Below are 16,114 nucleotides of genomic sequence, written 5' to 3'. Positions count from 1 at the left end.
CGAAGTGATCAGAACGGGAACGCAGGCGGCGTGTCCTTGACGGTGATCCACTGCCACTGCGTGTACTCCTCGATGTCCGCCGGGCCGCCCACCGAGCCGCCGTTGCCGCCGATGCCGGGGCCGCCGAACGGGTTGGTGCATTCGTCGTTCACCGTCTGGTCGTTGATGTGGACCATGCCGGCGCGCAGCCGCTGGCCGATGGCCATGGCGCGGCCGACCGACTTGCCGATCACCGCCGCGGCCAGGCCGCCCTGGCTGTCGTTGGCCAGCTCGACGGCTTCGTCGTCGGTGCGGAAGACGATGAGGTTGGCCACCGGGCCGAAACACTCCTCGTCGAAGCAGCGCATGCCGGGCCGCACGTTCGACAGCACGGTGGGCTTGTAGAACAGGCCCTCGTGGGTGCCGCCCGCTTCGAGCCTGGCGCCGGCCTTCACGCTGTCCTTCACGATGGCGTCGAAGCGCTGCAGCTGCTTCGCGTCGATCAGAGGCCCGAGCGCGACCTGGCCGCTCGCGCCGTCGCCCACCGGCAGGTGGGTGGCCTTGCCCACCATGCGCTGCTTGAAGGCTTCGTACACCGACTCGTGCACCAGGATGCGGTTGGAGGCCATGCAGATCTGGCCCTGGTGGAACCATGCGCCGAAGGCGGCGGCGCTGGCCGCCGCGTCGAGGTCGGCGTCGTCGAGCACGACCAGCGCGTTGGCACCGCCCAGCTCGAGCGACACCTTCTTCAGGTGGCGGCCGGCCAGCTCGCCGATGCGCCGCCCCACCGCGGGCGAGCCGGTGAAGGCGATCATGGGCACGCGCGTGTCGCTCACCAGTGCTTCACCGGCGGCGGCATCCCCCGGCAGCACCTGCAGCAGGCCGGCAGGCAGACCCGCGGCTTCGAACAGGCGCGCCATCAGGAAGCCGCCCGACACCGGCGTACGCGGATCGGGCTTGAGCACCACCGCATTGCCCAGTGCGAGCGCCGGTGCCACCGAGCGCAGGCCGAGGATCAGCGGAAAGTTGAACGGCGAAATCACGCCGACCACGCCATGCGGCACGCGCCGGGCGATGGACAGCCGCCCCGGCACGCTGGGCAGCACCTGGCCCTGCGCTTGCAGCGGCAGCGCCGCGGCCAGCTGGCACAGCGTGATGGCCTCGCGCACCTCGTGCTGGCCCTTGGGGATGATGGCGCCGGTCTCGCGGGCGATGGCCAGCGCGAGTTCGTCGAAGTGCTGCTGCAGCACCGCGGCGGCGCGATGGAACACGGCGGCCCGCTCGCGCGGCCCCAGCGCAGCCCAGGCCGGCTGCGCCGCCTGCGCGCGGCCGATGGCGCCGGCCATGTCGTCGGCGGTGGCGATGCCCACGCTGCACAGCGTTTCTCCGGTGGCCGGCTCCAGCACCTCGCGCGAGCCGCCGCGCGGCGTGGTCCATTCGCCGCTGTCGTAGATGCGCCCCTTCCAGGCGGCGGGTTGCAGCAGCGTCTTGTGTTCGGGTGCGCCCATCGGTGGTCTCCTTGCTCGTGGCGAGTGGTTCATCAAAACGTCAGCCTTCGCGGGCTGTGCCGCAAGGAGCGCAACAGGCATGCCGCGACCTGCGGCGCACGAGCGGGCACGGGCCCTCCTGCCCAGGGAAACCGGGTGTTTTCCCGAGGGGGCAGCCGTCCGCACACCGCACACGAGGCCTTGGTGTTTGCCTGAGGTCGCCTTGATGTTTTGAGCAAGCACAAGCCACACTGCGGGGCACCCGCTGTCTCAAAACCGCAAGGCCACCGCAGATGTCGACCCCACCTTCCGCCTCGCGCGTTTCCCTGGCCGAGATGTCGCGTGCCGGCGGCAGCAGCGGCGCGCTGATGCGCCGCGGCGAGCCGTCGCCGCTGGACCACACCGACCACCCCCGCCTGGCCGACCTGACCGAGTGCCTGTTCTTCTCGCCGGGCGACGGCCGCATCTGGCTCAACGACCAGCGCATGGTGCTGATGCACACCTCGTCCCTTGGCACGCTGCGCCGCGAGCTGATCGACAGCGTGGGCCTGGAGCGCGCGCGCGGCCTGCTCACCCGCGCCGGCTACGAGTCGGGCGCCCGCGATGCACAGCTGGTGCGCCAGCGCTGGCCCGACGCCGATGCGCGCGCCAGCTTCATGGCCGGCCCGCGCCTGCATGCGCTCGAAGGGGTGGTGAAGGTCGAGCCGGTGGAGTTCGAGTTCGACGTGACGCGCGGCACCTACCACGGCGAGTTCCTCTGGCACCACTCCAGCGAGGACGACGAACACATCAAGGCCTACGGGCTGGGCACCGAGCCGGCGTGCTGGACGCAGCTGGGCTACGCGATGGGCTACGTGACCGGCATGCTCGGCCTGCCGGTGATCTTTCGCGAGGTGGAGTGCCGCTCCACCGGCGCGGCCGTGTGCCGCGTGATCGGCAAGACGGCCGACGCCTGGGGCGACGTGAGCGAGGACCTGCGCTACCTCAACGCCAAGGAGTTCCTCAGCGCGCGCGCCTTCGGCCCGGCGCAGCCGGCGGTGCTGGGCGGCGTGCAGCTGGCGGCCGCGGCGTCCGGTGCGGGTGAAGGCGGCCACGACATGGTCGGCGTGTCGTCGGCCTTCAAGTCGGCCTGCCACATGCTGTCCCGCGTGGCGACCACACGCGCCACGGTGCTGTTCACCGGCGAGTCCGGCGTGGGCAAGGAGCTGTTCGCCTCGATGCTCCACCGCATCAGCCCGCGCAAGGCCGAGCCTTTCATCGCGCTCAACTGCGCCGCCATTCCCGACACGCTGATGGAGTCGGAGCTCTTCGGCGTGGAGCGCGGCGCCTATACCGGGGCCGCCACGTCGCGGCCGGGCCGCTTCGAGCGGGCCGACGGCGGCACGCTGTTCCTCGACGAGATCGGCAGCCTGAGCCCCACCGGCCAGGGCAAGCTGCTGCGCGCGCTGCAGGAAGGCGAGATCGAGCGGGTGGGCGGCACGCAGGCCATCAAGGTCGACGTGCGGGTGGTGGCGGCCACCAACGTGGACCTGCAGGCCGAGGTGAAGGCCGGGCGCTTTCGCGAAGACCTGTACTTCCGCCTCGCGGTGTTTCCGATCCACCTGCCGCCGCTGCGCGAGCGCCGCGAGGACATCCCGCTGCTCATGAACTTCTTCCTGCACCGCTACAGCCGCCTGCACGGCCGCAGCGTGCGCGGCTACACGCCCCGCGCGGTGAAGGCGCTGCTGAACTACGCCTTCCCGGGCAACGTGCGCGAGCTGCAGAACATCGTGGAGCGCGGCGTGATCAGCGCCGACGACGACGGCGTGGTGGACCTGCCGCACCTGCTGCGCCGCGAGCAGCTCGACGAAGGCCTGTATTCGCTGGGCGCGGCCGGTGTGCTGGCCGCGGCGGCCGAGGCAGGGCAGGAGTCCACCACCTCGGGGGCAGCGCCCGGCCTGCTGCTGGACCGGCTGTGCGAGCCGGGGCAGGCCGGCGTGTCGCTGCAGGCCGTGGAGCACCGCCTCATCGACGAGGCGGTGGAAAAAGCGCAGGGCAATCTGTCGGCAGCCGCGCGGCTGCTCGGGCTCACCCGGGCGCAGCTGGCCTACCGGCTGAAGGCGCGGCGCGAGGCGTAGTAGATCGCGGCGGCTTCACAGTAGGCCGCGGCGCTCCTTGGTGGTGCGCGGTCTCTTCGCGCCGCCGTCGCTCGTTTCGCTTGCCTGACGGTTGGCTGGCGCTCGCGCTTCAGCATGGTGCGCAACGCAACCATGGCGGACGCTGGCCGTGTTCTCGACGCTCAACCGGCTGCTGAAGCAGCACTCCACTCCTGTCGTGGCGCGCACCGAGCCCACCGGCGCGACGACCAGGCGCGCCTCCAGCGGCCCGGACGACGGGCCGCTCCAGCCCCGCGGCAACGGCCGAGCGGAGGGTGCGGAAGACGTGCAGGCTCCGGTGTCTCCAGTGCGGGCCAGGCTGTCGGCGGTCGGGCCGGCAGCGGCCGAGGCCGCCAACGGTGCGCCGACGCGGTCCGGCGGTGACAGCAGGCCCACTACAGAGATCTACACCCGAGGCCCGATACCGCCGCGCGGGCCGCTGCGATGGGCGCATCTTGCCGTGGCGGCTCACTGGCAGGCCGAGCGCCTGCAGCTGCACGACCGGCTCATCGGCGAAGCCACCACCGGCGCGCTCAAGTTCGCCGAGGCGGTGGAGCGGGCCCGGCAGCCGCCGACGCTGTTTGCACTGAGGGGCAACACCGCGGCCGGCAAGACCTACATGGCCAAGAGGTCGCACCCGGTGCTGTCTGATGCACTGAAGGCCAGCGGCGGCGCCGGTGTGATCAACCCGGACCTCTTCAAGCCTGCCCTGCGCGACAACTCGGGCCCGATGCGGCCGAGTTCGGAGCGGGTGCATGGCGAGTCGTGCGTGCTCGCCGATCGCCTGGAGGAAGAGCTCAAACCCATGAAGACGCCCAGCGGGGCGCCGGCGAGCGTGCTGGTGGACAAGCGGCTGGCGCGGCCCGGGGAGATCAGCGCCTATCTCGAGATGGCCGAGCAGACCGGCCGCAGGGTCGAACTGTGCGACATCGATGCGCCGCTCGAACGTTCGCTGGCGGGGGTGCTGATGCGCACCCCCGAAGGCGACGACGCGGTGCCGCCCTACCTCGCGGTGGCCCATGGTTTCACCGGCGTGCGAGGCAACCGCCTCGACGTGATCGACAAGCTGCTCGACAAGCCCGGTCTCGGCAGCTACCAGCTCTTCGGCACCGCCGAGGACGGCAGCAAGGTCAAGGTGGCGAGTGTCGAGAACGGCGAGCTTTCCATCCACGAGCCGCAGCTGTACGAACGCATCACCGCGCCGGAAAGCGGGGTGGTGGGCTTCGTCGGCGACCGGGTCATCGATGCTGCGCTGATCGAGCGGATGGCCGGCGGCATCGACGACCCGCAGCGTGCGGACGGCCTGCGTGCCGCCTTGCAACGTTATGAAGGCATGACCTGGGCGCAGGCGGTGGATGCCCACTGCGCCCGTTCGAAATGACAGGACGCCCATGGCCACACTGAAGGGCGACGCTGCCCTGGCACTGCATCGCCGGCTGAAGGAGCGCAACGCGACGCAGCGGGCCGCCGACCTGGCCGCGGCCCGGGCTGCCGCACGGCAGCAGGGCAAGGAAGACTTCGAGCTGCGCAGGCTCGAGGCCCTGTGCGATACCGGGCGGGCCATGGGCCGGGCCGACGTGCCGGAACGCCAGGCGCACTACGAGTACCTGTACTACGTGGAGTGCGGGGAGGTTCGCACGCTGCAGGAGTTCGCGCGCATCGTGACGCAGTTGACCTCCTGGGAATGAAGCGGCGGCGGCCAGCGAGGCGGGCAGGGCCGCCTGCCTACAATGCGCGCCCTTTGCAGCCGTCGCGCAACCGCACTCATGGACATCGTCGTCAACGAAGAACTCAAGGCCTACATCGACCCGTTGACGCCTGAGGAATACGAAGCCCTCGAACGCAGCCTGCTGGCCGAAGGCTGCCGCGATGCGCTGGTGCTGTGGGGCAATGTGCTGGTGGACGGGCACAACCGCTATGAGATCTGCCGCAAGCACGGCCTGCCGTTCCAGACGGTGCAGCACGCGCGCTTCGGGTCCATCGAAGACGTGTACCTGTGGATGATCGACCACCACCTGGGGCGGCGCAGCGTGTCCACCTTCCAGCGCGGCGTGCTGGCCCTGCGCAAGCGCGAGATCCTGGCCGAGCGGCGCTCGCGTGAGACGCCGGCGGCGGCGCCGGTTCAGGAGGCCCCTGCGGGCGATGCACCGCCCCCGCAGCCCGCTGCCGCGCCCGAGCCGCTCAACAGCCGCGAAGCCGTGGCCAAGGCGGCACGCCTGAGCAGCAGCCAGGTCCTGATGATCGAGAAGATCCACAAGCAGGCCGCGCCGGAGTTGGTGGCGGCGGTGAAGGCCGGCGAGATCTCCATCAATGCGGCGGCTGCCGTGGCCACGCTGCCCGCCGAAGAACAGGCCGCCGCCGCGGCCGCCGGCAAGGAGGAACTCAGGCAGGTCGCCAAGCGCGTGCGCGATTCGAAGAAGAAGCCGCGCGGGGAGGGTGGCGACGCGGTGGCCGCGCCGACGCTGGACCCCAGCCCCGCGGCCGGCGCAGAAGCCGGCGAAACGCTGGAGTCACTGCGCCAGCGTGTCGCTGCGCTGACGGCGGAAAACGCCGCCCTGCGCCAAGAGGTGGTGGCGTTGCGTGAGCAGCTCGCGGCAGGGGTTGCGGCCGGCGCCTGACCGCGCCGTCAGAAGCGATCGAAGAAGCTCTTGATCTCGCGGGGGGCGAATTCCGGAGGCCAGTGCCCGCCGTCGGGGAAGCCGCACCACACGACCGGATGGCCGGCACTGCACCCCTGGTATTCGACGCAGCCGTTGGTGCCGATGCTGCGCACGGTGCTGCTGCACTGGTTCTTGGCGATGTACTTGTTGCGTGCCTCTTCGCCGAACTGGTAGCCGACCACTGAGTCGGCCTGCGAATGGATCAGGATTGCGGCCACCGTGTTCGGCGAGTCCTCGCAACCGCTCCACAGCGAACCGGCAATGGGAGCCACGGCACGGAAGACGTCGCCGGCGTGGCAGCCCAGGGCGTTCGACATCATGCCGCCGAAGCTGAACCCGGTTGCATGGACCCGGGTCACATCGACGCACAGGCCGCTCTTGAGGCGATCGACCATGGCGCGGATGAAGCGCTCGTCGCGGCCGTTCGTGTTGGCCCATCCCTGGTCGAGGCCGTTGGGTGCCACGAAGAGGGCGGAATCGCCATAGAGCTTCTTCAAACCGTAGAAGGCGCCGTCCCCGGTGCCGTAGACGTCGGTGGCCTGGCCGCCCCGCCAGTGCAGCCCGACGATCAGCGGCAGGGGCTTGCTCGGGTCGTAGTTGGAGGGGACGTCGACCCAGAACTCGCGTGTCTGGCCGTCCGAAGTGAGGGTGTACCTGCCGTCGGCGAACTGGGCGGCGCTGCCGCACCCGGCACTGGCCGAGGGCACAGGAGTCGGTGTGGGGGTGGCCGTCGGACGCGGGGTCGGCGTGGGGGTGCTCGTGGGACCCGGGGTCGGTGAAGGCGATGGCGAAGGCGTCGGCGTCGGCGCGGGTGTGGGGGAGGGTGTGGGCGCGGACGTCGGCGCGGGGGTCGGTGTAGGCGACGGAGCGGCCGTGGGCGTCGGTTGGCCGCTGCCGGCGTCGGTGCTGGCAGCGGGCTCGTCACCGGCGCCACAGGCGCCAAGCATGAGCGTCAGCGCGAACATGCCGCAGAGGCGGCGGAGGTCTCGATGGGGTGTCTTCATGTGCAAGGAGGGGAGCTGAACGAGTCTAGGAGGCGCTGTCTCGCGCAGTCATGACCGTTCGCTGACGACACACCCCTGCCGCGGCAAGGCTTGCAACTGTCTGCAACTGATCCGCGGGCCGCCGCCCTTGCGGCATCGACTCCAGGCCCTACTCGATGTCCGCCTTGATCGGCCGGTACTTGAAGGTGGCCCGGATGATGCCGTGGTCGTTGCTGCCGGTGGCCTTGTGGTCTTCGAAGTTGAGGTGGTCGTTGTTCACGATCAGCCCGTCGAACAGCCAGCGGCGCCGCTTGCTGTTGTCGTAGAGCTGCTCGCTCACCAGGATGTGGTCGAGCGATTCGCGGAAGTCCTGGTGCACGTGGGTGTAGTAGACGTCTCGCGAGTCGCGGTACTCCTGCAGCGTCTGGGCGGTGTAGAGCGCCACGTCGCCGCCGCCCACCGAGTCGCCCACCAGGTAGGCCGGCTGGTCGGTGAGGATGTTCGCCGTGTTGCTCATCTGGCCGTCGTTGATGTCGCCCATCACGACGACCGCAGTGTCGTTGCCCTTCATCAGGTCGTTCAGCATGAAGCGCAGCGCGGCGGCCTCGGCCGTGCGCCGGATGGTCGAGAGGGCCGAGCCCAGCGCCTTGGCGTGTCTGGAGTAGGGGTCCTTGGTGTACCAGGGCTCGGTGTGGATCCGTGTGGGCTGCTTCGACTTGAAGTGGCAGACGAACATGTGCATGTCGGGTTCGTCTTCCCGCGGCCGGATGGTGAAGTGCAGCACCGGCCGCGAGAAGCCCTTGATGTTCACAGCGATCTCGGGCGTCTGCGGGTCGTCACCGCGTGAGGCGAGCCTGAAGCCGGCGGGAAAGTCGGCGATCCATTCCGGCTGCGAACTGAGCAGCCCCTTGCGCACCATGGCCGCACACACGATGCCCTGGCCGATCGCACCGTCCGGCGCCACGACGTCGTATTCGTCCACCAGCCCGCCAGCCTCGGCTACGGCCATCAACGAGACCCTGTGCCACAGCTCCTGGAAGCCGATCACGTCGGCCTTGAGCCACGCGAGCTGCTCCGAGGTCCACTTGATCTTGCGCGCGTACTCCTCGGCCGTCCAGCCGTCGCGGTCGGTGTAGAGCGGCAGGCCCGGCTCGTTCAGGTTGTAGAGATTGAAGGTCGCGATGTCGAGTGTCTTGAGCTTCATGGCCGCTTCTCCCTGGGTTGCCGCGGCGCGGGTGTGCCCGCGAACGAAAAGACCTCCGCGGAATTTGGTGGAGGCCGCGGGAAATGGGCATCCCTAGGTCGGTGGAAGCGAGCGCTGCGCGAGCGCAGCGAGGCAATCCAGCTGCCAGCGGTACTCCGGCTCGAACGACTCACGCTCGGCCACGGCGCCGTAACCGCCCTGGCCATACACGGCGGCATAGGCCGCGTAGTCAGCGGCCTGGCGCGCCTTGCCGGCCAGCGCATTGGCCACCGCATAGCTGGCCGACACCGCCGCATGGCCCGCGCCGTCGAGCGATCTCGAACCCTGGTGCCGGTTGGCCAGCTGCGAAGCCTGAGAGGCCAGGCGCTCGAGTTCAGGCCGGTCGATCGAGCCTGCGAGGTACCGGCCGAGCCCATCGAGGCAGGCGAGGACGGAGGGCTCTTCGAGCAGGTGCCGGACCCTCGATGCGCAGGCATGCCCGAATTCGAGCCGCAGGCGCTCGTTGGCGGCATCGTCCAGCGAAAGGTCGGCGGCGAGTCGGTCGAGGGCCGGGTTCATGGGGGAACTCACACCCTCCGGTGCCTCGCCACCTTCTGCAGCAGCTCGATCAGCATCGCCCGCTCCGCCGCGCTCAGGTGGCGCAGCGGCTCGTTCTCCATGGTGAGCGACGTCTCGTGCGCCTGCCTGGCGAGCGCAGCGCCTTGTTCCGTGAGCAGGATGTGCTGCGAGCGCCGGTCGGTTTCGTTGCGCACCCGCGTGACGAGACCGCGTTCCTGCATGCGGTCGAGCAGGATGGTCACGTTGGGGGCGGTCACCGCGAGGGTCTGGCACAGCTGCTTCTGCGTCACGTCCTTGTTCGACATCAGCAGCAGCAGGATGGTGAACTCCACCGGCCGCAGCTTGAGCGGCTGGCCGATGTGCTTGAAGAAGATCTTGCGGGCGGGGATGTCGGCCTGCGCGAGGTTGTAGCCCATCACGTGGGCGAGCGCGCTCTGGTCGAGGCCGCCGTGCTCGTGCTTGTTGGCGTCTGAATCCGGCATGGCGTCGCCAGTGTATGCATCGTCGCGCTCGCGGGAGCTCATGTTTGCCCCTCGTCCGGCGGGTACGCCGGCCGATCCCCCACGGGGATGCGGGCCGGCTTGGGGGCGGCCCGGCGCTCGGCCCGCGGGGATGTCTGCCCCTCGTCCGGCGGGTACGCCGGCCGATCCCCCACGGGGATGCGGGCCGGCTTGGGAGCGGCCAGCGAAATCCAGGTCGACACAGGGTGTCTCATGACACGGCCGCCTCGTCGAGCCAGGGCAGGGCGGCATGGCGCGCCAGCACGCGTTGCCAGCAGGCGCTTGCTTCGGGTAGCAGCCATTCCCGGCCGTAGCGTGCGATGGCGAGCTTGTGCTCGCGCAGGCGCTCGTCCGGTTGTGCCAGCGCCACCCGGGCGCTGCGGGCCCAGGCCCAGGCGAGCAGCGCGAGGCCCACGCCGTTCAGGTAGTCGCCGGCCACGCGCTGCGGCCATTCGGTGTCGTCGGCATGGCCTTCGACCAGCGCCGCGGTCGCCTGACGCACGGCTTCGAGCTGCTGGAGCAGCGCCGTGCCGGCCGCGGCGGTGGCCGGGTGCTCGGCGCACAACGCCGCTTCCTGCGCCAGCTCGTCGAGCAGCGCACCGAGCGCGGCGCCGCCGTCGCCCAGCACCTTGCGCTGCAGCAGGTCCACCGCCTGGATCTCGTTGGTGCCTTCGTAGATGAGCGCGATGCGTGCGTCGCGCACGCTCTGCTCGATGCCCCAGTCGTGCAGGTAGCCATGGCCGCCCCACACCTGCTGCGCGTCGCTGGCGCCTTCGAAGCCCAGTCGTGTGAGCAGCGACTTCAGCACCGGCGTGAGCAGGGCCACATGGCCCTGCGCCGCCGGCTCGTCGAGCAGCATCGCGCACCAGTAGGCGAGCACCCGCGAGCCCTCGGTGTGCGCCTGCAGCTTCCACAGCGTGCGGCGCATCGCCGGGTGCAGCGCAATCGGGTCGGCCGGGCCGGTGCGTGAGCCTTCCGGACGGCGCGCCGCCCGCATCTGCAATCGCTCGAACGCATAGCGCAGCGCGTTCTGTGTGGCCATCTCCAGGTGCCCCAGCCCCTGCATCGCGACCTGCAGCCGCGCGGCATTCATCATCACGAACATCGCGGCCAGGCCGCGGTGCGGCTCGCCGACGAGCCAGCCGGTGGCCGCCTCGAAGCTCAGGGTGCAGGTGGCGCTGCCCTTGATGCCCATCTTCCTTTCGATGCCGTCGCAGCGCACGCCGTTGGCGCTGCCGTCGGGCAGCAGGCGGGGCACCAGCGCGAGCGACAGGCCCTTGCTGCCGGGCGGTGCATCGGGCAGGCGGCACAACACGAGATGGAGGATGTTGTCGGTGAGGTCGTGCTCGCCGCCGGAGATGAAGATCTTGGTGCCAGACACGCGGACGCTGCCATCGGGCTGCGGTTCGGCGCGGGTGCGCAGCAGGCCCAGGTCGCTGCCCGCATGGGCCTCGGTGAGGCACATGGTCGCGAGCCACTCGCCGCTCACGATCCTTTTCAGGTAGCGCTGCTGCAGCAGGGGCGTGCCGTGCGCCTTGAGGCATTCGTAGGCCCCATGGGCCAGGCCGGGGTACATGGTCCAGGCATGGCAGGCGCTGTTGAGCATCTCGTACAGCGCCATGTTCACGAGCTGGGGCAGGCCCTGGCCGCCCCACTCGGGGTCGCAGGCCAGGGCGGGCCAGCCGCCTTCGGCGAACTGGCGATACGCGTGGCGATAGCCGGCCGGCAGGCTCACCCGGCCCGCGTCCCAGCGGCAGCCGCAGGTGTCGCCCTCGGCATTCACCGGCTGCAGCACCTGGGCGGCAAAGCGGCCGGCTTCCTCGAGCACCTGGGCGGCGGTGTCGGCATCGAGCCCGCTGTCGCCGGCCGCCCATCGAGCCGGCGCGTCCAGCACCTGCTCGATCACGAACCGCATGTCGGCCAGCGGCGGCCGGTAGTGCCACATCGCCGGTCAGGCCTCCGGCGTGAAGCCCACCCGCTTGACGATCGGCCCCCAGGCCTGGTTCTCGGACTTCACCGACGCCGACAGCTGCGCCGGCGTGTTGGCGCCCGCTTCGAGGCCCAGCTGCAGGAAGCCGTCGATCACGTCCTGCGCCTGCGAGGCGGCCTTGATGGCCGCCGCCGCGCGGTTGATGTGTTCGGCGGGCGTCCTGGCCGGCGCGAAGAAGCCGTACCACTCGGTGATGCTCATGTCCTTGTAGCCGAGCTCCGAGTAGGTGGGCACGTCGGGCGCGAAGCGCGAGCGCTTGGGGCCCGAGGTGGCCAGCAGGCGCAGCTTGCCCGAAGCAAGGTGCGGCAGGTAGTCGCCGATGGGCGAGGACATCGACGCGATCTGGCCGCCCAGCAGGTCCTGGATGCCGGGGGCGGAGCCGCGATAGGGCACATGCTTCAGGTCGATCTCGCTTTCCTTCGACAGCAGCGCGCCCAGGAAGTGCGGCGGCGAGCCGGTGGCCGGCGAGCCGTAGTTCGCGTCCTTCGGGTTGGCCTTGGCCCAGGCGAGGAAGTCCTTCATGGTCTTCACGCTTTCTGGCACGGCCGGGCCCACGCCGAAGCCGAAGGCGATGGTGCAGGCGGTCGAGACGGGGATGAAGTCTTCGAAGCTGTTGTAGGCGAGCTTCTGGTAGACGTGCGGATACAGCGTGATGATCGACGCGGGCGTGAGCAGGAAGGTGCTGCCGTCCGGCGGCGTGTTCTTCACCATCTCGGCCGCGATGCGGCCGCCGGCGCCGGGCTTGTTCTCGACGATGACGCTCTTCGCATACACGCCGCGCATCTTTTCAGCGATGCGGCGCGTCACCGCGTCGGTGGTGCCGCCGGCCGGGAAGCCGACCACCAGCTTGGCAAGCTCCAGCGTCGGCGATGCCTGTGCGACCGCGCGCAGCGGCAGTGCGCTCGCGGCCGCGCCCGTGGCCACCGTGTTGATGAACTGTCTGCGATTCCACATGCTTGTCTCCTTTTTTGGGTTGTGACCAGTGACGAGTGACCAGTGACCAGTGACCAGTGACTGGTCACTACCTCGGGGGCAGGCGCAGGGCGCCGTCCAGGCGGACGACTTCTCCGTTCAATGATGCATTGGCCACGATGTGGGCGGCCAGCTGCGCAAACTCTTCCGGCTTGCCCAGCCGCTTGGGGAACGGGATGCTGGACGCCAGCGACTGCTGCACGTCCTCGGGCAGCTTGTGGAGCAGCGGCGTGAGGAACAGCCCCGGTGCGATGGTGCACACCCGCACCCCATGCTGCGCCAGGTCGCGCGCCAGCGGCAGCGTCAGCGACACCAGCCCGCCCTTCGAGGCGGCATAGGCTTCCTGGCCCACCTGGCCGTCGAAAGCGGCCACGGACGCGGTGTTCACGATCACGCCGCGTTCGCCGTCTTCGAGCGGCTCGTTCTTCGCCATTTCGGCAGCGGCGAGGCGGATGGCGTTGAAGGTGCCGACGAGGTTCACGTCGATCACGCGCTTGAAGTCCTCGAGCGGCATGGCACTGCCGTCCTTGCCGACCACCCGCCTGGCGCCGCCGATGCCGGCCACGTTCATGAGGGCGCGCACCGGCCCGAAGGCTTCGCGGGTCGCGGCGATGGCCTGCTCCACGCTGGCCGAATCGGTGATGTCGCAGCGCAGGCCGAGCCCGCCGATCTCCTGCGCGACCGCCTGGGCCCCTTCGGCATTGACGTCGAGCACCGCCACCTTGGCGCCCTGCCGTGCCAGCTCGCGTGCGGTTTCGGCGCCGAGCCCGGAGCCGCCGCCGGTCACGATGACGGCCTTGCCCTGGATCTTCATGGATGCGTTCCTTCTTTCACTTGCGAGCCAGGATCACATAGGGGTCGCTGCCCGCGCCCTCGTACAGCGCCTCGACCAGCGAGGCGCGATGGGTGAGCACCGCGCGCTGGTTGATGGAGCCCTTGTCGGTGACCTCGCCCTTGTCGATGGAAGGCGGCTCGGCCAGCACGTGGGCGCGCGCCACGCGGTTGGCGCTGCCGGTGCCGGTGCGCCACAGCTCGTCGGTGAGCTGCTGGAAGAACTCGCGCACCTTCGGGTGGTGCAGCACCTCCGGCGCGGGTGTCGAGGCCGGCAGGCCGGCCAGCTTGCGGCATTCGTCGAGCCGCGGGAACACCAGCATGCCGAGCTCGTTGCGGTTGAGTCCGGTGATCACCGCGTCCTGCACGCACGGGGCGCCGGCCGCAATGATCCTGGCGCGCAGCGGGCCCACGCTCACGAAGGTGCCGGTGGCAAGCTTGAAGTCTTCCGCGATGCGGCCATCGAACAGCAGGCCCTTCTGCGGATCGGTCGGGTCCACGTACTTCACCGCGTCGCCGGTGCGGTAGTACCCCTCCTCGTCGAAGGCCTCGGCGGTGAGCTCGCTCTGGCGCCAGTAGCCCGGCATGACATTGGGGCCGCGGAAGCGCACTTCCACCTTGCCGTCCACCGGCACCAGCTTCACGTCCACGCCGGGGCAGGGCAGGCCGATGTGGCCCGAGCGCACCTCGCTGCCCTTGAGCGCGAACATGCACGAGGGCGCGGTTTCGGTCATGCCCAGGCCGGTGATCACCGGCACGCGGGCGCCGATGGTGCGTTCGCCCAGCCGGTCGAGCTGGTCCCACACCGCCTGCGAAAGGCCGGCGCCGGCGAACATGAAGGCCTGCACGCGGCGGAACAGCGACTCGCGCAGCACGTCGTCGGTTTCCATCGCGGCGGCGAGTTCCTCGAAACCCTTGGGCACGTTGAAGTACACGGTGGGCGAGATCTCGCGCAGGTTGCGCAGCGTCTCGGCCATGCCGGTGGCGGTGGGCTTGCCCTCGTCGATGTAGAGCGTGCCGCCGTTGTAGAGCGTGATGCCCACGTTGTGGTTGCCGCCGAAGGTGTGGTTCCACGGCAGCCAGTCCACCAGCACCGGCGGCTCGTCGGCCAGGAAGGCCATGCTCTGGCGCAGCATCTGCTGGTTGGCGCAGATCATGCGCTGGGTGTTGATCACGCCCTTGGGCGCCTTGGTCGAGCCGGAGGTGAACAGGAACTTGACGATGGTGTCCGGGCCGACCTGCGCCTGCGCCGCATCGACCTGCGGGCCGGGCTCGGTGTCGAGCAGGGCGGCGAATGGCGTGGCCTCGCGCCCTTCGAGAGAGCCCAGGGTCAGCACCACTTCCACGTCGTTCGCCACCGCCGCCGCGATGGCCTTGCCGTAGGCCGGGCCGCTGGCGAACACCAGCCCCGGCGTCACCGTGGCCACGATGTGCTTCAGCTTGCCGTAGTCCTGCGACACCAGCGAATAGGCGGGAGACACCGGCACATAGGGCACGCCGGCCCACATGGCGCCGAGGGCCAGCGTGAGGTGTTCCAGGTCGTTGTCGGACAGGATCGCGATCGGCCGCTCGACCGACAACCCGCGCTGCACCAGCGCCTGGCCCACCGCACGGGCGCGCTCCAGCATCTGCGCATAGCTGATGCGTTCCCAGTCGCCGCCGTTGCGGCGCTTGGCCACGAAGGTGCGGTCGGGTGCTTCGGCGGCCCAGTGCACCAGCTTGTCGGTCAGGCGCTGGGGGTAGGCTCCCAGCGGTTCGGTGGAGCGCAGCACCTGCACCCCGCCGGGTCGTTCTTCCAGCGTGGCGCCTACACAGCCGCCAACACGCGACCCACGGTATTTCGGAGCGGCCATCGCGTTCATCCCTGCTTGGCTACCTTGCCCGCGCGCTTTTCGAGGAAGTCGCGCATGCGCTGCTTGGCGGCGTCATCGCCCTGGGCAATGGCGGCCATGAGCGATTCGACGAACAGCCCGTCGGGCTGCGACAGGTCGGCGATGCGCGGCAGCGCCTGCATCACCGCGAAGTTGGACAGCGGCGCATTGGTGGCGATCTTGCGGGCCAGCTCGATGCCCTTGGCGACGCCGGCGCCGTCGGCCACGCGGTAGTGCGACAGGCCGACCGCCTGGCCTTCCTCGGCGTCGAGCACGCGGCCGGTCAGCATCATGTCGGCCATGCGCGAGGCGCCAATGAGGCGGGGCACCCGGGCCGAACCGCCGCCGCCCACGAACAGGCCGCGCTGGCCTTCGGGCAGGCCGTAGAAGGTGCTCGATTCGGCCACGCGGATGTGGCAGGCGCTCGCGATCTCGAGCCCGCCGCCCACCACCGCGCCATGCAGCACCGCCACCACCGGCACGCGGCCGAACTGCGCCTGGTCGAGCGCCGCATGCCACATGCGCGAATGCGCCACGCCTTCGAACACGCTGCGTTCGCCGAGCTCCGACAGGTCGAGCCCGGCGCAGAAGTGTTCGCCTTCGCCCGAGAGCACCACCGCTCGCACGGCCTCGGGCAGGTTGATGAAGCAGGTGTGCAGCTGGGTGACCAGCGTGTCGTTCACCGCGTTGCGCTTGACCGGGCGGTTGAGCCGCACGTGGGCGATGGCGCCGTCGAGTTCGATCTTCAGCAGGTCGAGCGCGGAAAGAAGCGAGTTGGGGGCGGAAGCGGAAGTCATGTGAACGAGCTCAGTCTTCAATTGGTTAACAATGCTAATCAATTGGGTGGGGTGTGCTTTGCGGGTAAACCCGCATCGATCAGGCTGTGCACTTAGAGGAGATTCGTGGATCGCACGGCGGGGTGGTCCACTCAGGGAAACCCCGGA

The 16,114-nt window shown here is 69.9% G+C and carries 14 protein-coding genes; 4 read left to right on the top strand and 10 right to left on the bottom strand.

The window, feature by feature from the left end; translation table 11 throughout:
* Positions 1 to 8: 8 nt before the first annotated feature.
* Positions 9 to 1,487 (bottom strand): benzaldehyde dehydrogenase, encoded by a 1,479-nt coding sequence (locus E8D38_RS18845; protein WP_140634354.1) that lies wholly within the window; start codon positions 1,485 to 1,487, stop codon positions 9 to 11.
* 272 nt (positions 1,488 to 1,759) lie between these two features.
* Here E8D38_RS18845 and E8D38_RS18840 point away from each other — a divergent pair, with 272 nt between their 5' ends.
* The 4 genes from E8D38_RS18840 to E8D38_RS18825 all read left to right on the top strand — a co-directional run bounded on the left by E8D38_RS18840 (position 1,760) and on the right by E8D38_RS18825 (position 6,219).
* On the top strand, positions 1,760 to 3,583 hold the full coding sequence (locus tag E8D38_RS18840) for a sigma-54-dependent Fis family transcriptional regulator (protein WP_140634352.1): 1,824 nt from the start codon (positions 1,760 to 1,762) through the stop codon (positions 3,581 to 3,583).
* A 148-nt stretch (positions 3,584 to 3,731) separates the two neighbouring features.
* Complete coding sequence (gene xopAJ / locus E8D38_RS18835) at positions 3,732 to 4,982, top strand: XopAJ/AvrRxo1 family type III secretion system effector zeta toxin (RefSeq protein WP_246099562.1); 1,251 nt, start codon at positions 3,732 to 3,734, stop codon at positions 4,980 to 4,982.
* Positions 4,983 to 4,992: 10 nt separating this feature from the next.
* Complete coding sequence (locus E8D38_RS18830) at positions 4,993 to 5,289, top strand: hypothetical protein (protein WP_140634350.1); 297 nt, start codon at positions 4,993 to 4,995, stop codon at positions 5,287 to 5,289.
* 78 nt (positions 5,290 to 5,367) lie between these two features.
* Entirely contained in the window at positions 5,368 to 6,219 is an 852-nt protein-coding gene (locus E8D38_RS18825) for a ParB N-terminal domain-containing protein (RefSeq protein ID WP_140634348.1), read from the top strand.
* A gap of 8 nt (positions 6,220 to 6,227) precedes the next feature.
* On the opposite strand, the gene E8D38_RS18820 is transcribed toward E8D38_RS18825, so the two are convergent.
* From E8D38_RS18820 to E8D38_RS18775, 9 genes are all read right to left on the bottom strand, one after another.
* Positions 6,228 to 6,968, bottom strand: a complete 741-nt coding sequence (locus E8D38_RS18820; protein ID WP_219851794.1) for a CE1 family esterase — start codon at positions 6,966 to 6,968, stop codon at positions 6,228 to 6,230.
* Between the two features lie 445 nt (positions 6,969 to 7,413).
* Complete coding sequence (locus E8D38_RS18810) at positions 7,414 to 8,448, bottom strand: endonuclease/exonuclease/phosphatase family protein (protein WP_140634346.1); 1,035 nt, start codon at positions 8,446 to 8,448, stop codon at positions 7,414 to 7,416.
* A 93-nt stretch (positions 8,449 to 8,541) separates the two neighbouring features.
* Positions 8,542 to 9,006, bottom strand: coding sequence for a hypothetical protein (locus tag E8D38_RS18805; RefSeq protein WP_140634344.1), 465 nt, complete (start codon positions 9,004 to 9,006; stop codon positions 8,542 to 8,544).
* Between the two features lie 8 nt (positions 9,007 to 9,014).
* Positions 9,015 to 9,488 carry a MarR family winged helix-turn-helix transcriptional regulator gene (locus tag E8D38_RS18800; RefSeq protein ID WP_140634342.1) on the bottom strand — a complete coding sequence of 158 codons (474 nt, stop codon included), beginning with the start codon at positions 9,486 to 9,488 and terminating at the stop codon, positions 9,015 to 9,017.
* Between the two features lie 229 nt (positions 9,489 to 9,717).
* Entirely contained in the window at positions 9,718 to 11,451 is a 1,734-nt protein-coding gene (locus E8D38_RS18795) for an acyl-CoA dehydrogenase family protein (protein ID WP_140634340.1), read from the bottom strand.
* A gap of 6 nt (positions 11,452 to 11,457) precedes the next feature.
* The gene (locus E8D38_RS18790) at positions 11,458 to 12,450 is read right to left on the bottom strand and encodes a Bug family tripartite tricarboxylate transporter substrate binding protein (protein ID WP_140634338.1); all 993 of its coding nucleotides are present in this window, start codon (positions 12,448 to 12,450) and stop codon (positions 11,458 to 11,460) included.
* Between the two features lie 67 nt (positions 12,451 to 12,517).
* Positions 12,518 to 13,282 carry an SDR family NAD(P)-dependent oxidoreductase gene (locus E8D38_RS18785; protein ID WP_140634336.1) on the bottom strand — a complete coding sequence of 255 codons (765 nt, stop codon included), beginning with the start codon at positions 13,280 to 13,282 and terminating at the stop codon, positions 12,518 to 12,520.
* Between the two features lie 16 nt (positions 13,283 to 13,298).
* Positions 13,299 to 15,152 (bottom strand): feruloyl-CoA synthase, encoded by a 1,854-nt coding sequence (locus E8D38_RS18780; protein ID WP_140634333.1) that lies wholly within the window; start codon positions 15,150 to 15,152, stop codon positions 13,299 to 13,301.
* 5 nt (positions 15,153 to 15,157) lie between these two features.
* On the bottom strand, positions 15,158 to 15,967 hold the full coding sequence (locus E8D38_RS18775; protein WP_140634331.1) for a crotonase/enoyl-CoA hydratase family protein: 810 nt from the start codon (positions 15,965 to 15,967) through the stop codon (positions 15,158 to 15,160).
* Positions 15,968 to 16,114 lie beyond the last annotated feature (147 nt).

The organism is Methylibium rhizosphaerae, assembly GCF_006386545.1.
Taxonomy (GTDB): Bacteria; Pseudomonadota; Gammaproteobacteria; order Burkholderiales; family Burkholderiaceae_C; genus Pseudorivibacter; species Pseudorivibacter rhizosphaerae.
This window is presented reverse-complemented; position numbering and strand designations above follow the sequence as displayed.

What these genes read in the sequence shown, in the direction of transcription:
- E8D38_RS18845 (WP_140634354.1), bottom strand. Translation starts at nt 1,487, where the DNA reads ATGGGCGCACCCGAACACAAGACGCTGCTGCAACCCGCCGCCTGGAAG.
- E8D38_RS18840 (WP_140634352.1), top strand. Translation starts at nt 1,760, where the DNA reads ATGTCGACCCCACCTTCCGCCTCGCGCGTTTCCCTGGCCGAGATGTCG.
- E8D38_RS18830 (WP_140634350.1), top strand. Translation starts at nt 4,993, where the DNA reads ATGGCCACACTGAAGGGCGACGCTGCCCTGGCACTGCATCGCCGGCTG.
- E8D38_RS18825 (WP_140634348.1), top strand. Translation starts at nt 5,368, where the DNA reads ATGGACATCGTCGTCAACGAAGAACTCAAGGCCTACATCGACCCGTTG.
- E8D38_RS18810 (WP_140634346.1), bottom strand. Translation starts at nt 8,448, where the DNA reads ATGAAGCTCAAGACACTCGACATCGCGACCTTCAATCTCTACAACCTG.
- E8D38_RS18805 (WP_140634344.1), bottom strand. Translation starts at nt 9,006, where the DNA reads ATGAACCCGGCCCTCGACCGACTCGCCGCCGACCTTTCGCTGGACGAT.
- E8D38_RS18800 (WP_140634342.1), bottom strand. Translation starts at nt 9,488, where the DNA reads ATGCCGGATTCAGACGCCAACAAGCACGAGCACGGCGGCCTCGACCAG.
- E8D38_RS18795 (WP_140634340.1), bottom strand. Translation starts at nt 11,451, where the DNA reads ATGTGGCACTACCGGCCGCCGCTGGCCGACATGCGGTTCGTGATCGAG.
- E8D38_RS18790 (WP_140634338.1), bottom strand. Translation starts at nt 12,450, where the DNA reads ATGTGGAATCGCAGACAGTTCATCAACACGGTGGCCACGGGCGCGGCC.
- E8D38_RS18785 (WP_140634336.1), bottom strand. Translation starts at nt 13,282, where the DNA reads ATGAAGATCCAGGGCAAGGCCGTCATCGTGACCGGCGGCGGCTCCGGG.
- E8D38_RS18780 (WP_140634333.1), bottom strand. Translation starts at nt 15,152, where the DNA reads ATGGCCGCTCCGAAATACCGTGGGTCGCGTGTTGGCGGCTGTGTAGGC.
- E8D38_RS18775 (WP_140634331.1), bottom strand. Translation starts at nt 15,967, where the DNA reads ATGACTTCCGCTTCCGCCCCCAACTCGCTTCTTTCCGCGCTCGACCTG.